The organism is Paenibacillus sp. GYB003 (assembly GCF_036577625.1).
In the GTDB taxonomy this organism is placed as follows: domain Bacteria; phylum Bacillota; class Bacilli; order Paenibacillales; family NBRC-103111; genus Paenibacillus_AB.
This window is the reverse complement of sequence record NZ_JARBDC010000041.1, coordinates 1-13,560: the sequence shown is the minus strand read 5'-3', so window position 1 is coordinate 13,560 and position 13,560 is coordinate 1. Positions and strand designations below refer to the sequence as shown.

The following is a 13,560-nucleotide window of genomic DNA, read 5'->3' as shown; positions in this document are numbered from 1 at the left end:
GTCAGAGCACTCCTTTCGTGGAAGGAACGCCGGTTACGCGCGGATCGATCGAGGTCGCCTCGTCGAGCGCGCGGCCGAGCGCCTTGAAAATCGCCTCCACCATATGGTGCGTGTTGCGTCCGTAATGGACGATGACGTGCAGCGTAATGCGCGCTTCCAGCGCGAACTTCCACAAAAACTCGTGCACGAGCTCGGTCGTGAAGCTGCCCACCTGCGCCGACGGAAACTCGGCCCGGTATTCGAGGTGCGGCCGGTTGCTGACGTCGATCGCCACCTGAGCGAGCGCTTCGTCCATCGGCACGAACACGTTGGCGTACCGCTTGATGCCCCGCTTGTCGCCGAGCGCCTCGCGCAGCGCCTGGCCGAGACAAATGCCGATGTCTTCGGTCGTATGATGGTCGTCGATTTCGATGTCGCCTTCCGCCTCGACGCGAAGGTCGAACTGCCCGTGCTTCGTAAACAGGTCGAGCATATGGTTCATGAAATGGACGTCGGTCGCGATCTCCGACACGCCGGTGCCGTCCACGTTCAGCGAAAGCTTGATGTGCGTTTCGTTCGTTTTCCGGTCGATCGAGGCCGCTCGCAGCGGCCGGTTCGTCGTTTCGCTCATGGGCGCTTCCCTTCCTTCTCCAATCGGATCTGGACCGCCCGCGCATGGGCTTCCAGTCCTTCGTGTTTGGCCAGCGTCACGATATATTCGCCGTCGCGCAGCAGCGCTTCCTTGCTGTAATGGATGACGCTCGATTTTTTGACGAAATCGTCGACGCCGAGCGGCGACGAGAACCGCGCCGTTCCGTTCGTCGGCAAAATATGGTTCGGTCCGGCGAAGTAGTCGCCGACCGGCTCCGTGCTGTACGGGCCGACGAAGATCGCGCCCGCGTTCTCGATCCGGCCGAGCCAGCCGAACGGCTCCCGGACGAGCAGCTCGAGGTGCTCCGGCGCGAGCCGGTTCGACGTCGCGATCGCCTCGGCTTCGCTGTCCGCCAGCAAGATGGCGCCTCGTTCGCGGATCGACTGTCCGGCGATCGCTTTTCGCGGCAGCGCCTCGAGCTGGCGCTCCACCTCCGCGCTCACCGCCTCGGCAAGCGCGGGCGACGTCGTCACGAGGATCGACGACGCCATCTCGTCGTGCTCCGCCTGCGACAGCAGGTCGGCGGCGATATACGCCGGGTCCGCGCCGTCGTCGGCGAGCACGAGAATTTCGCTCGGTCCGGCGATGCTGTCGATGTCGACGACGCCGTAGACGGACCGTTTCGCCAGCGCGACGTAAATGTTGCCCGGCCCGACGATTTTATCGACCGGCGGTATCGTCTCCGTGCCGTAGGCGAGCGCCGCGACCGCCTGCGCTCCGCCGACCCGGTACATTTCGCCGATGCCGGCTTCCGCCGCCGCGACGAGAATGTACGGATCGATTCCTTCCTTGCCGCCCGTGGACGCCGGCGTCACCATGACGATTTCCGGCACGCCCGCCACCTGCGCCGGAATGGCGTTCATAAGCACGGACGACGGATAGGCCGCCTTGCCGCCCGGAACGTACAAACCGACCCGACGCAGCGGCCGGATCAGCTGTCCGAGCATCGTGCCGTCCGGTTGAACGTCCATCCAGGTCGCGCGCTTCTGCTTTTCGTGAAAGCTGCGGATATTGGCCGCAGCACGGCGGAGCGCTTCGATGAACGGTTTCTCGACCTTGTCGTACGCCGCCCGTATTTCTTGCTCCGTGACGCGAAGCTGTCCGGCGCTCAGCTTCGCCTTGTCGAACTGCTCCGTAAAGCGCAGCACCGCGGCGTCGCCTTCGGTACGTACGCTTTCGAGAATGGCCGCGACCGTCTTGTTCTGCTCGGGAGTGCCGTACTCCACCTCGCGCGCCAGCTTGAATTCCGATGCTTTCATCATGCGCATTTGTCGTCACCGCCCTCCGTTCGCGGCGGCGCCAGCCGCCGTAATGGCCGACTGCAGCCGGTCGCACAGCCGCTGCACCGCGTCGTTTTTCATCCGGTAGCTGACGCGGTTCGCGATCAGCCGGCTCGTAATGTCGGCGATTTTCTCCAGCTCCGCGAGCCCGTTTTCGCGGATCGTATTGCCGGTCTCGACCAGATCGACGATCCGGTCGGCGAGGCCGATCAACGGGGCGAGCTCGACGTTGCCGTTCAGCTTGATCACCTCGACCTGCTGCCCCTTCTCGCGAAAATATTGCGAAGCGACGTTCGGAAACTTGCTCGCGACGCGCGGGTTCGCCGAAGGCGTCCAGCCGGGCAGGCCGATGACGGAAAACCGGCAGCGGGCGATGCCCAAGTCCAGCAGCTCGTAGACGTTCCGGTTTTCTTCCATCATGACGTCCTTGCCGGCGATGCCGATGTCCGCCACGCCGTATTCGACGTATGTCGGCACGTCGGCCGGCTTCGCCACGATAAACTCCATCCCCAGCTCCGGTACCGGAACGATGAACTTGCGGGAATCGTCCAGGTCTTCCGGCAAAGGCATGCCCGCTTCCTGAAACAACCGGCGTATATGCTTCACGCTTCTTCCTTTCGGAATCGCAACCTTCAGTAGTTCTTGCATCGCAAACCTTCCTTTCATCCTCAGGCGAACTCGATCACTTCGTCGTATTCGGTCCCGCCGCCCGCAGGAGGCGCTCCGTTCCGCGAAGCCACCGCGTCGATGCGCGCCGTCTCGACGATGACGTTCGCGCGCCGGCGCAGCTCGCCCGCATGGGCGAGCGCTTCCTTCACCTTGCCCGGCGCGTACAGCACGAGCACCCGGTACGGCGCCTCCGGCTCTTCCATATTCGCCACCTCGAGAATCCGGTTCGTTTTGAGCGCGAAGCCGGTCGCCGCCGCCGGGCGGTCGAATTGGCCGAGCAAATTGTCGTAGCGGCCGCCGCTGCATACCGGGAAGCCGAGATCGGCGGCATACCCTTCGAACGTCATGCCGGTGTAATACGTGAAGTCGCCGACCATCGTCAAGTCGATCAGCACATGCTCGCTTACCCCGTAAGCTTGCAGCACCTCCCACACTTCGCACAGATGCCGGATCGCCTCCTGCGCCGTCCGGTCCCGCGACAGGCTCCGGGCCTGCTCGCATATTTCCTGCCCGCCGCGCAGCCGCAAAATGCCTTCCAGCTCTTCGCGAACCGTTTCGGCCAATCCCAGCTGGCGGAGCCGGTTGCGGTACCCGACATGGTCGCGCTGCAGCAGCCGGTCTTTCAGCGCGCTCTGCTCGTCCGGACGATCCGGAAGCGACTCCCGGAACAGCCCGTTCAAAAAGCCGACATGGCCGAGGGCGATTTTGAATTCGCGGATGCCCGCCGCCTTCAGGGAAGCGATCGCGAGCGCCACGACCTCGGCGTCCGCGTCGGCCGACGAATCTCCGACGAGCTCGACGCCGGTTTGGAAAAATTCCGCCTCGCGTCCCGCCTCGTCCTCGAACGCGCGGAACACGTTCGAATGATACGACAGCCGCAGCGGGAAAGGACGCTCCTTCAGCAGCGAAGCGACGACGCGGGCGATCGGCGCCGTCACCTCCGAGCGCAGCACGACGGTCGTCCCTTTTTTGTCCAGCAGCTTGAACAGCTTCCGATCCGAGGTCGAGCTGGCTACCCCGACCGTATCGTAATATTCGAGAGTGGGGGTGACGATTTGCCGGTACCCCCACTTTTGCATGCATTCGAGCACATTCGTTTCGATGCGCCGCAGCTTGGCGACCGTTTCCGGCAAATAATCTTTGACGCCGGGCGGCTTTTCAAACACTTTCGGTTTCGACATGATACACCCCGTTCGCGGCGTATGGCTGATGGGTTCGCGATTTATGTCCCGTTTTCTTCACCGCGTTAAAGCGATACCATGCTACCATACTACCAAAATAAAGAATGTAATTGTAAGTTTATCACGGCGCTGCGTTACCGTCAATCCGTTTTCACGCCGTTTTCATACGGCGCGGTGCGGACCGCCTCCCGTTCATGTCGCGGACGGCGCCGGGGAAGCAAAAAGCCTCCCGACCGTCAGGAGGCAAAGATGCGCGAAACGCGAGCATGCGCGGTTTATTTCTCCGCCTCGCGGATGACGCGAAGCGGATTGCCAGCGACGAACGTTCCCGGCTCGACGTCGCGGTGTACGACCGAGCCGGCGCCCACCACGGCGTTGTCGCCGATCGTCACCCCGGGCAATATCGTCGTATTGGCGCCGATCATGACGTTCGAGCCGATATGCACGTCTCCGAGCCGATATTCGTCGATCAAATACTCGTGCGCCAAAATCGTCGTATTGTAGCCGATAATCGAATTGGAGCCGACATGAATTTTTTCGGGGAAAAAGACGTCGACCATGACCATGAGCGCGAACGCCGTGTTGTCGCCGATCTCCATGCGCAGCACGCGGCGATAAATCCAATTTTTGAGCGGCAGCGAAGGGCAGTAGCGGGCGATTTGGATAAAAACGAAATTGCGCACCGACTTCCATTTGCTGACCGTTTTATAAATTTGCCATAGCGCGTTCGGCCCTTCGACCGGGTATCGCTGCGTTCGTCTCAATGGCCCATCCCTCGATCCTTGGTTTCCGGCAACTCGCCTGCTCCGCTCCGCCGCTTACGCGCCGACGATGTCCAGCAGCTCCCTCATATCGCGAACGATAAAATCCGGGCTGAACTCGCGCAGATGGTCTTCGCCCTTCAGCGACCAGGCGACCCCGACCGTCTTCGCGCCCGCTTCCCGTCCGGCCACGATGTCGTACTGGCTGTCTCCGACCATGACCGTTTCGTCCGGCCGTGCGTTCAGCAGCTTCAGCGCCTTCAGCACGGACTCCGGATCCGGCTTGCCCCGGGCGACGTCGTCGACGGTGACGATCGTATCCATATACGATTCGAGCCCGCACAGCTTCAGTCCCATCAGTGTCGTCGTCCGCATTTTGTTCGTCACGACGCCCATCCGCACGCCCCGCCGTTTCAGCTCGGCCAGCACTTCCCGCACGTAAGGGAACTCCTTGACCAGCTCGTCGTGCTTGTCCAGATTGAACTTCCGGTATTTGACCGCCAGCTCGTCCACCTCGTCTTTGCCCGTAAAAAACCGGAGCTGCTCGAGCAGCGGGAACCCCATATGCGGAATAATCCGCTCTCGCGTGAAAGGCTCCGCCGTTTCTCCTTCCAGCGTATGCAGAAACGATTGAATGATCAGCTCGTTCGTGTCGACGATCGTGCCGTCCAGGTCAAAAAGCGCTGTCGTTATAGCCAATGGTGCTATCTCCTATCCGATATCGATATCGCGAACCGTCGAACGTGTTAAATCCCCTCGCCCGCTTCGGACGCCGCCGCCGGCGTTTTGCTCGAACGGATCGGGTCGGAATAGCGCTCCGACGACCATCCTTTTTTGCGGCGCAGCACGATGAGCACGATCGAAGCGACTACGATCAAAATCGCCAGCAGCTGCGAAATCCGCACGTTGCCGTATTCCATCGCCCCCGGTTCGAACAGCAGCGTCATCGGCGACCAGAGCGCATCGATAAACGAAACGAGCCATGCCGGCGCCGTAAACGCAAGGCTGTCCGTGCGCAGCGCTTCGATGAAAAACCGGCCGACCGAATACCAGATCAAGTAGCTGAAAAACAGCTCGCCCGCGCGCATAAACGGACGCCTGCGCAGCCAGAGCAGCAGCAGCAAGCCGATCAAATTCCAAAACGACTCGTACAAAAACGTCGGATGATAATACTGGCCGTCGATATACATTTGGTCGACGATCCAATTCGGCAAATGAAGCGTCCCCCGCAAAAACGTCTCCGACACCGGTCCGCCGTGCGCTTCCTGGTTGACGAAGTTGCCCCACCGGCCGATCATTTGCCCGACGATGAGCGAAGGCGCGCAGATGTCGACCATGCGCCAAAAATTGTAGCCTTTACGTCGAAAATAAATGTACCCGGCTATGAGCGCTCCGATTAACGCGCCGTATATCGCGATGCCGCCGTGCCATATCTGGAATATTTCCAGCGGGTTGTTTTTGTATGCGTCCCATTTGAACGCGACGTAATAAATCCGGGCGCCGATAATGGCCGACGGGACGCCGATCAGCAGCAAGTCCATAAAGAAGTCGGGCGGAATTTTGAACCGTTTCCCTTCCATGACCGCCAGCCACAATCCAACGAGCGCCGCCGTGCCCAAAATAATGCCGTACCAACGGACCGTTATCGGTCCAAGCGAAAACGCGATCGGATCGAGCAAATAAGCCATATGCCATCTCCTTCAGCAACAGTTTCGAACGGCCGGTTATTCCGGGTCGTCCAGGTCTCCGGATATCGATTCGGTCAGCTTGTTCGTGAATTGCAGCGCCGCATTGTAGCCCATTCGCTTCAGCCGGTAATTCATGCCGGCGACCTCGATAATGACCGCCAGGTTTCGTCCGGGGCGAACCGGAATCGTCACGAGCGGCAGATCGGTGTCGATAATGCGGGTCAGCTCCTCGTCGAGGCCGAGCCGGTCGTACTCTTTGTCCTGCTGCCACGTCTCCAGCCGGATGACGAGCGATATTTTTTTGTTCGTCCGGATCGCGCCCGCCCCGAACAGCGTCATGACGTTAATGATGCCGACGCCGCGAATTTCCAGCAAATATTTGATCAGCTCGGGCGCGTTGCCGATCAGCACGTGATCGGCCGTCTGGTGAATTTCCACCGCGTCGTCCGCGATGAGCCGATGTCCCCGCTTGACGAGCTCCAGCGCGGTTTCGCTTTTGCCGATGCCGCTGCTGCCCGTAATGAGCATGCCGATGCCGTATACTTCGACGAGAACGCCGTGGATCGTCGTCGTCGGCGCGAGCTTGTTCTCCAAATAATCGGTGATGCGGCTGACGAGCGTCGTCGTCGCCAGCGGACTGCGGAGCACCGGGAGTCCCCGCGCCGACGCTTCGCGAATGAGCTCCTGCGGAACGGCCAGACCGCGCGTCACGATAATGCACGGCGTCTCCTCTTCCCTGCACAGCTTCGTGATCCGGTCGAACCGATCCTCGGCGGACAACGTCTCGAAAAACGTCAGCTCCGTCCGTCCCAATATTTGCACCCGTTCCCGGGGATGATAAGCGAAATAGCCCGCCATTTCCAAGCCCGGCCGATACATGTCCGCGACTTTGATCAGCCGTCCGAGCCCTTCTTCTCCGGTCACGACCTCGAGGTGAAAATTGTGGACGAGGTCGGACACTTTCGTCTTTTTCCCCATTGCCTGACGTCTCCTTTATGATCCAATGTTTTCATCGTAATGGAAATGCGTTGGGAAAGCAACCTTCAACTGCCCGGGGCAAACCGCTTGCCGCCGCTCCGAAAAAAAAGAAAGGCCGGCGTCATCCGCCGGCCTTCCTCTGCGATTTCTTACAGAAGTACGTTTACTTCGGTTTCTTTGTCGAAAATATGAATTTTGTTCATGTCCATCGCCAGTTTGATGCTCATGCCTTCCTTGAAGCCGGAACGGCCGTCGACGCGCGCCACGATCGTTTGCGTGCCGAGTCCGCTCAAGTGGAGCTGCACTTCGTGACCGAGGTTTTCCGAAACTTCGATCGTCGCGGTCACGTGGCTTTCCGGAGAGCCTTCCATGAAGATCGGCTCGTCGTGCAAATCTTCCGGACGGATCCCGAACACCACTTCTTTGTTGATGTAGCCTTTATCGCGAAGAATTTGCGCTTTGCCTTCCGGCAAAACGACGTCGACGCCTTGCGACTTGAAGCGCACTTTGCCGCCGGATTCGATAAGCGAACCGTGAATGAAGTTCATCGAAGGCGAACCGATAAAGCCGGCTACATACATATTGAGCGGGAAGTTGTAAATTTCTTCGGGAGAAGCCGCTTGCTGGATGATGCCTTGGTGCATGACGACGATCCGGTCGCCCATCGTCATCGCTTCCGTCTGGTCGTGCGTTACGTATACGACGGTCGTTTCGAGACGCTTCGCCAGCTTGCTGATTTCGGCGCGCATCTGTACGCGCAGCTTGGCGTCCAGGTTGGAGAGCGGTTCGTCCATCAGGAACACTTGCGGATCGCGGACGATCGCGCGTCCCAAGGCGACGCGCTGGCGCTGACCGCCGGACAGAGCCTTCGGCTTGCGGTCGAGCAGCATTTCAATATCGAGAATTTTAGCCGCTTCGCGCACGCGTGCGTCGATTTCGGCTTTTTTGAATTTGCGCAGTTTCAAACCGAACGCCATGTTTTGATAAACGTTCATGTGCGGATACAGAGCATAGGATTGGAATACCATCGCGATGTCGCGGTCTTTCGGCGCGACGTCGTTTACGAGACGATCCCCGATATAAAGCTCTCCGGAAGTGATTTCTTCAAGACCGGCGATCATGCGGAGCGTCGTCGATTTGCCGCAACCGGATGCGCCTACGAGTACGAGGAACTCTTTGTCCTTGATCTCCAGGTTGAAATCTTTAACCGTCGCTTCGGCGGCTCCCGGATACTTTTTCACGATGTGGTTCAAACGCAAACCTGCCATGGTTCATTCCCCCTATTATTCATGATTCGCATATGTCTATATTAACCTACGTCCAATTCCAAGACTATGCACATTGCTTACAAAAAAATCACGCTCTTTTCGTTACTTTGTACAAAAGCAGCGCGACGTGCACAAGAAGCGCATGGTGGAACGTGCGGACGTCGAGCCCGGTCTCCTGCTTGAATTTGTCGAGCCGGTACAGCAGCGTATTGCGGTGAATGAACAGCTTTTTGGCGGTCTCGCTCACGCTGCAATCGAGCGCGATAAACTGCTCGAGCGTCGTCAGCATTTCCGCGTCTTTCAGCATGTCGACCCTTTTCAGCACCCGTTCGAGGAACAGCTGCCTCTGCTCTTCGCCGATCGGATGCAGCAGCTTCTCCAGCTGCAGCTTCCACGGCATATGGATATTGTCGGCGACGTGATACGTGCGGCCGAGGCTCATCGTCTCCCGCAGCCTGCAGACGGAAGCGAGCAGCGATTTGGCCGGCAGCATCGGATAATCGACGGCCACGTGGCATTCGCCCACCCACTCCGTCGCAAGCATTTCGTGAAGCGCGTTCGCGAGCGTGGCCAGCATTTCCTCCGTCGTTTCTTCTTCTCCCTCGCCGCTTTCCTGCAGCAGCGATTCCGGCCCGAGCACGAGCCATTCTTTTTCCAGCAGCGGAATGAGCGCGATTTCCGCGTCGAAAAACGTCTCCAGCAGCTTTTTCAAATCCTGGTACGCCGCTTTGCGCTGATCCGAATAATCGCCGTAAACGAGCAGCGGGATTTTGGAAGCGTACAAGGCGAAGTTGGTCGCTACGGTATCGGGAAGCTCCGCGTCGGTAACGCCCTTCTCCAGCTGCTCGGCGACCCACGACCGGATGAGCTGGGATTTGCGTTCGTCCTCCGAATGTACGGACGGCGCGGGCGGCTTGTGCTGCGCGCGGTGCGCTTCCAGCATCAGCTCGACCAGCTGCTTTTCCGACGCCGTCAGCATGGCCTCTTCCGCCGATACGGTCAGGACGTGACCGCCGTCCTTGTATAAATAAAAGTAATATCGTCCGTCGATCGAACGGCTTTTGTCGGCCGTTCCGGAGACGTTCTCGGCATTGCGCCATTGCGCTGCAGGCAATCGTTCGAGCCTGAATTCGGTTCCGAGTATGCGTTCCAATTGCTGCTTGATCCGATCCCATAGCGTCATGATGAATGCCCTCCCGCTGCTCGCGCTTTTCTACTTCAATGATACACATTTTCAATACCGATGAAAACCGCGGCGCCCTTCCTTGATTTGGCGATGGCAGACGGGACCTGGCCGGATCGGACGGCATTTTTTTTCCGAAACGGCGCACAATACGTCTCAGACCTAACGGAAAGAAGGGAAGCTCCATCTTACTTCCATACGGCAACTCCCAAATTCCCGTCCCATGGAACGGACGCATTCCGCCGACCGTGCTGGAATACCGGTCCGCCGCATCGGCGGCGCCCGACGCGCTTATCCGGGAAGCGCTGCGGCAGCCGGTTCGGGGCAAACGTCTTGACGAATTGGCGGTCGGCCGCAAGCGCGCCGTCATTTTGATCAGCGACGGAACCCGCTTGTGTCCGAGCCATTTGTTTTTGCCCGCTTTGCTCGAATCGTTGAATCGAGGGGGGATTTCCGACGACCGTATCCGGATCGTCGTCGCTCTCGGCATGCACCGGCAGCATACGACGGACGAATTGAAGCAGCTCGTCGGAGACAGCGTATATGGCCGCGTCGAGGTCGCCAACCATTCGCCTTATCCCGAACATTGCGTGCATGTCGGGACGACCCGAAACGGCACGCCGATCGAAATTAACCGCGACGTGGTCGAAGCCGATCTGCGAATCGCGACCGGAGGAATCGAGCCGCACCGGCTGGTCGGCGTATCGGGGGGCGTCAAGGCGCTCGTTCCCGGCGTCGCTTCCCGGCGGTGCATCGAAACGAATCACGCCTTGTCGCAGCGCTACAAAGCGCGTCTCGGCGATCCCGACAATCCGATTCATCGCGATTTGGAGGAAGCGCATTCGGCCGTGCCGATCCACTTCTTGTTCAACGTCATCGCGAACCATCGGCGGGAGCTGCTCGACGCTTTCGCGGGCGAGTTGGCCGCTACGCACCGCCGCGGGCTTGCGGCCGCGCGCGCCCGTTTTTTCATTCCGGCGGATAAGAAGTTCGACGTTGTCGTGGCGTCGACGGGCGGCCATCCGAAAGATGCGTCCTTGTACCAAGCGATTAAAACGCTGCAGAACGCGTCGGCTTTTGCGAAGTCGGGCGGCTCGATCATGCTGCTGGCGCGCTGCGAGGAGCATTTCGGCAGCGGCATTTTTCAGCACTGGGTCGAAACCGGACAAGATCGCCGGGCGATCGCCGCCAAGCTTCGTCAGCAATTCGTGCTGGGGGCGCACAAAGTGACCCATATCGACGACATCGTCACCCATCAAACCGTTCATTTATACTCGGATATGCCCGAACCGATCGTCGAGCTGGCCGGCCTCATTCCGGTTCGCAATTTGGAGGAAACGTTAAATCGGCTGAGCCGATCGGCAAGCTGCGAGGCGGCCTTTATGCCTTATGGGGCGCTGACCTTTCCATTATCCGAATCGTGAGATCGGGGCCGGACCGGCGTGCCTCCATTGGCTATTCGGCGACGAACGGGTACAATGGAATCAATCATGGAGAGGGATAAGGAGGAGGAGGCCGACCATGCCGATCGTGGAAGTCACCGTGATTCCCGTAGGAACCGAATCGACCAGCTTGAGCCGCTACGTGGCGGATATGCAGCGTATTTTGGAGCAGGCCGGAGAGTCGATCCGCTATCAGCTGACGCCGATGAGCACGATCATCGAAGGGGATTTGTCCGATTTGCTTCACGTCGTGCGTCTTTTGCACGAGTCGCCCTTTGCCGGAGGCGCAAACCGGGTATGCACGTCGGTCAAAATCGACGATCGCCGGGACCACCATTCGTCCATGGAGCAAAAAATGCAATCCGTCGCCGAACGTTTGCGCTCGTCTTAACCTCGTTGCGGTCAGCGAGAGCCGTCCGGAAATACACCGGACGGACCTGTTATGTTTGACGATAGCAACACGACATCAAAGGCGGCCGCGATCGTTCCGCGCTAGGTGCCCCTTCCCGCTGAGCTCCAGAGAGCGGATGTTCGACTTCATTCCGCTCAGGAACCCGGTCTAACGGACAAGCGGCTAACGAATCGAAAAAACGTTATCGGAGCCGAAAGCGGGGGGTTGAATTTTTTAACGAACTCCCGTATCGCTTTTACCGGCAAACCGGACCGTTTTCTTCCATTTTGGGCTGGATAGCGATATCCGGATTCGTTAGCCTGAAAAACGATCGTTTTTTACGCCGATAAGCATCCTACGATTCGTTCCATCGGGCCGACACGGCTCCCCGTTGCCGAGCGATGCCTTAGAAAGACCGCCAGAACTGACGGTTTTTCTGTGCAACCTGATCCTTAGTGCACGCCGAAACGTCAGCGGAGCGGGAAGCGAGATGGAAATGCTCCCGCTATTTTCGGTCGTTTCCCGTTTCCGGGCAAAACAACGGGAAAACGTCCCGTTACATTCGTCTATTTCTGGCTTTCGCCGATGCGACGCCATTTTATCGGGAGCTTCTCCCGGTATTTCGACACGATGCCTATAGGAGAGCGAGTGAACAGGAAGTTTTCCCGTTTGTTCGATTCGATTGGCCGGCAGGATCAGGATACGCCGGACGCGGAAACGAAAGGCGCTGCTCGCTACATCCTTTAGCGTCCTCTCCGTTTACCAAACTGCAAAGATACCTGTATTCCCGTCCCCTCGCCCGCAGCATCGATAAAGTCGTCCAAGTACCGAGAGATCCTCAAAAAAGATAAACCGAATAGAGCTTGTTCTTGGCAAAAAATGTTTAACTTCGCTGCTCTTTAGGGAAGTTAATATTCTCTATCGATAACAAAAAAAAGGTTCTCGCCGCCTGTTTGGGGAAAGAACCTTCTTTGCTTACAAAGATAAAAACCTCGCCGCTAGCACGCGACGAGGCATGATGAGCCATGTAGGACTCGAACCTACGACACCCTGATTAAAAGTCAGGTGCTCTACCAACTGAGCTAATGGCTCGCATTTAGAATAAGTGCTCTAAAGCGAACCTGATCCAAAGATCAAGCGGTAATGCGAAATGATGGAGGCTGATGGATTCGAACCACCGAACTCGTAAGAGAACAGATTTACAGTCTGCTGCGTTTGGCCACTTCGCTAAGCCTCCATGCGCTGCCCTTCAGCATCTGCATGCTTGCGGACATACAAGGTGGCTCGGGACGGAATCGAACCGCCGACACGAGGATTTTCAGTCCTCTGCTCTACCAACTGAGCTACCGAGCCATATGTAGTTGTAGGGGTGAAAAGAAATAATGGCGGAGCTGACGGGATACTCTCCACTTCGTTCCGAGACTGCGAAGCGGATACTAACGAAGCAACGCTTCGACGAACCTGAAGGTTCTCATCCCGTATTCTCGGGTAATACAAATGGCGGAGCTGACGGGATTCGAACCCGCGGTCTCCTGCGTGACAGGCAGGCATGTTAGGCCTCTACACCACAGCTCCATAACGATGGTCTTTCTAGAATCCCCGAACGGCTTCATACGCAATCGAGGAAATTGATGGTGGACGCTGACGGGATCGAACCGCCGACCCTCTGCTTGTAAGGCAGATGCTCTCCCAGCTGAGCTAAGCGTCCTTATGAAAAGATGGTAGCGGCGGAGGGAATCGAACCCACGACCTCACGGGTATGAACCGTACGCTCTAGCCAGCTGAGCTACACCGCCATCATAACAGGTAAAAAGTTTACCTGCAGGTAGTAAACGGAGAGAGAGGGATTCGAACCCTCGCGGCTGTTACACCCTAACGCTTTAGCAAAGCGCCCCCTTCGGCCTCTTGGGTACCTCTCCATGTTATTCCCTGAAAACTGAATGCGAAACGAACGAGTGAAGCGATGTTTTGGATAAGCCCTCGACCGATTAGTATTCGTCAGCTGCACGCATTGCTGCGCTTCCACCCCGAACCTATCAACCTGGTCGTCTACCAGGGGTCTTACGAATTGGGAAATCTCATCTTGAG

General features: G+C 58.3%; 12 protein-coding genes, 7 tRNA genes and 1 rRNA gene. 2 read left to right on the top strand and 18 right to left on the bottom strand.

The genetic code is table 11. The features are described 5' to 3' along the window. Position 1: 1 nt before the first annotated feature. From hisB to PV407_RS14195, 10 genes are all read right to left on the bottom strand, one after another. On the bottom strand, positions 2-610 hold the full coding sequence (gene hisB, locus PV407_RS14240) for an imidazoleglycerol-phosphate dehydratase HisB (RefSeq protein ID WP_332090590.1): 609 nt from the start codon (positions 608-610) through the stop codon (positions 2-4). Further along, positions 607-1,899 (bottom strand): histidinol dehydrogenase, encoded by a 1,293-nt coding sequence (hisD, locus tag PV407_RS14235; protein WP_332090589.1) that lies wholly within the window; start codon positions 1,897-1,899, stop codon positions 607-609. The genes hisB and hisD overlap by 4 nt, the downstream gene beginning before the upstream one ends. A gap of 6 nt (positions 1,900-1,905) precedes the next feature. Then, a complete protein-coding gene (gene hisG, locus PV407_RS14230; RefSeq protein ID WP_332090588.1) occupies positions 1,906-2,559 on the bottom strand; it encodes an ATP phosphoribosyltransferase in 654 nt (217 codons plus the stop codon). Positions 2,560-2,579: 20 nt separating this feature from the next. Further along, the gene (locus tag PV407_RS14225) at positions 2,580-3,761 is read right to left on the bottom strand and encodes an ATP phosphoribosyltransferase regulatory subunit (RefSeq protein WP_332090587.1); all 1,182 of its coding nucleotides are present in this window, start codon (positions 3,759-3,761) and stop codon (positions 2,580-2,582) included. 275 nt (positions 3,762-4,036) lie between these two features. After that, on the bottom strand, positions 4,037-4,525 hold the full coding sequence (locus tag PV407_RS14220; protein WP_332090586.1) for an acyltransferase: 489 nt from the start codon (positions 4,523-4,525) through the stop codon (positions 4,037-4,039). 54 nt (positions 4,526-4,579) lie between these two features. Next, positions 4,580-5,221, bottom strand: coding sequence for a pyrophosphatase PpaX (gene ppaX / locus PV407_RS14215; RefSeq protein WP_332090585.1), 642 nt, complete (start codon positions 5,219-5,221; stop codon positions 4,580-4,582). A gap of 47 nt (positions 5,222-5,268) precedes the next feature. Next, entirely contained in the window at positions 5,269-6,210 is a 942-nt protein-coding gene (gene lgt, locus PV407_RS14210; protein WP_332090584.1) for a prolipoprotein diacylglyceryl transferase, read from the bottom strand. Between the two features lie 36 nt (positions 6,211-6,246). Next, on the bottom strand, positions 6,247-7,188 hold the full coding sequence (gene hprK / locus PV407_RS14205) for an HPr(Ser) kinase/phosphatase (protein ID WP_332090583.1): 942 nt from the start codon (positions 7,186-7,188) through the stop codon (positions 6,247-6,249). 149 nt (positions 7,189-7,337) lie between these two features. Next, positions 7,338-8,456, bottom strand: a complete 1,119-nt coding sequence (locus PV407_RS14200; RefSeq protein WP_332090582.1) for an ABC transporter ATP-binding protein — start codon at positions 8,454-8,456, stop codon at positions 7,338-7,340. A gap of 88 nt (positions 8,457-8,544) precedes the next feature. Further along, the gene (locus tag PV407_RS14195; RefSeq protein WP_332090581.1) at positions 8,545-9,639 is read right to left on the bottom strand and encodes a PucR family transcriptional regulator; all 1,095 of its coding nucleotides are present in this window, start codon (positions 9,637-9,639) and stop codon (positions 8,545-8,547) included. Positions 9,640-9,788: 149 nt separating this feature from the next. Here PV407_RS14195 and larA point away from each other — a divergent pair, with 149 nt between their 5' ends. Both larA and PV407_RS14185 read left to right on the top strand, forming a co-directional pair. After that, a complete protein-coding gene (gene larA, locus PV407_RS14190; RefSeq protein ID WP_442951661.1) occupies positions 9,789-11,063 on the top strand; it encodes a nickel-dependent lactate racemase in 1,275 nt (424 codons plus the stop codon). Positions 11,064-11,160: 97 nt separating this feature from the next. Continuing rightward, entirely contained in the window at positions 11,161-11,472 is a 312-nt protein-coding gene (locus tag PV407_RS14185; RefSeq protein WP_332090580.1) for an MTH1187 family thiamine-binding protein, read from the top strand. A gap of 1,019 nt (positions 11,473-12,491) precedes the next feature. Here the strand turns inward: PV407_RS14185 and PV407_RS14180 are convergent. From PV407_RS14180 to PV407_RS14145, 8 genes are all read right to left on the bottom strand, one after another. Further along, positions 12,492-12,564: transfer RNA gene (locus PV407_RS14180), tRNA-Lys, on the bottom strand. A 62-nt stretch (positions 12,565-12,626) separates the two neighbouring features. After that, positions 12,627-12,709 (bottom strand) — tRNA-Tyr (locus PV407_RS14175). A 43-nt stretch (positions 12,710-12,752) separates the two neighbouring features. After that, positions 12,753-12,825 (bottom strand) — tRNA-Phe (locus tag PV407_RS14170). Positions 12,826-12,970: 145 nt separating this feature from the next. Next, positions 12,971-13,047 (bottom strand) — tRNA-Asp (locus PV407_RS14165). A gap of 57 nt (positions 13,048-13,104) precedes the next feature. Next, positions 13,105-13,180: transfer RNA gene (locus PV407_RS14160), tRNA-Val, on the bottom strand. A gap of 11 nt (positions 13,181-13,191) precedes the next feature. Further along, positions 13,192-13,268 (bottom strand) — tRNA-Met (locus PV407_RS14155). Between the two features lie 37 nt (positions 13,269-13,305). Continuing rightward, positions 13,306-13,391 (bottom strand) — tRNA-Ser (locus tag PV407_RS14150). 49 nt (positions 13,392-13,440) lie between these two features. Further along, positions 13,441-13,560 (bottom strand): 23S ribosomal RNA (locus tag PV407_RS14145); the annotation flags it as partial.

Coding starts and splice junctions, on each gene's coding strand:
- hisB (WP_332090590.1), bottom strand. CDS start 610: ATGAGCGAAACGACGAACCGGCCGCTGCGAGCGGCCTCGATCGACCGG.
- hisD (WP_332090589.1), bottom strand. CDS start 1,899: ATGCGCATGATGAAAGCATCGGAATTCAAGCTGGCGCGCGAGGTGGAG.
- hisG (WP_332090588.1), bottom strand. CDS start 2,559: ATGCAAGAACTACTGAAGGTTGCGATTCCGAAAGGAAGAAGCGTGAAG.
- PV407_RS14225 (WP_332090587.1), bottom strand. CDS start 3,761: ATGTCGAAACCGAAAGTGTTTGAAAAGCCGCCCGGCGTCAAAGATTAT.
- lgt (WP_332090584.1), bottom strand. CDS start 6,210: ATGGCTTATTTGCTCGATCCGATCGCGTTTTCGCTTGGACCGATAACG.
- hprK (WP_332090583.1), bottom strand. CDS start 7,188: ATGGGGAAAAAGACGAAAGTGTCCGACCTCGTCCACAATTTTCACCTC.
- PV407_RS14200 (WP_332090582.1), bottom strand. CDS start 8,456: ATGGCAGGTTTGCGTTTGAACCACATCGTGAAAAAGTATCCGGGAGCC.
- PV407_RS14195 (WP_332090581.1), bottom strand. CDS start 9,639: ATGACGCTATGGGATCGGATCAAGCAGCAATTGGAACGCATACTCGGA.
- PV407_RS14185 (WP_332090580.1), top strand. CDS start 11,161: ATGCCGATCGTGGAAGTCACCGTGATTCCCGTAGGAACCGAATCGACC.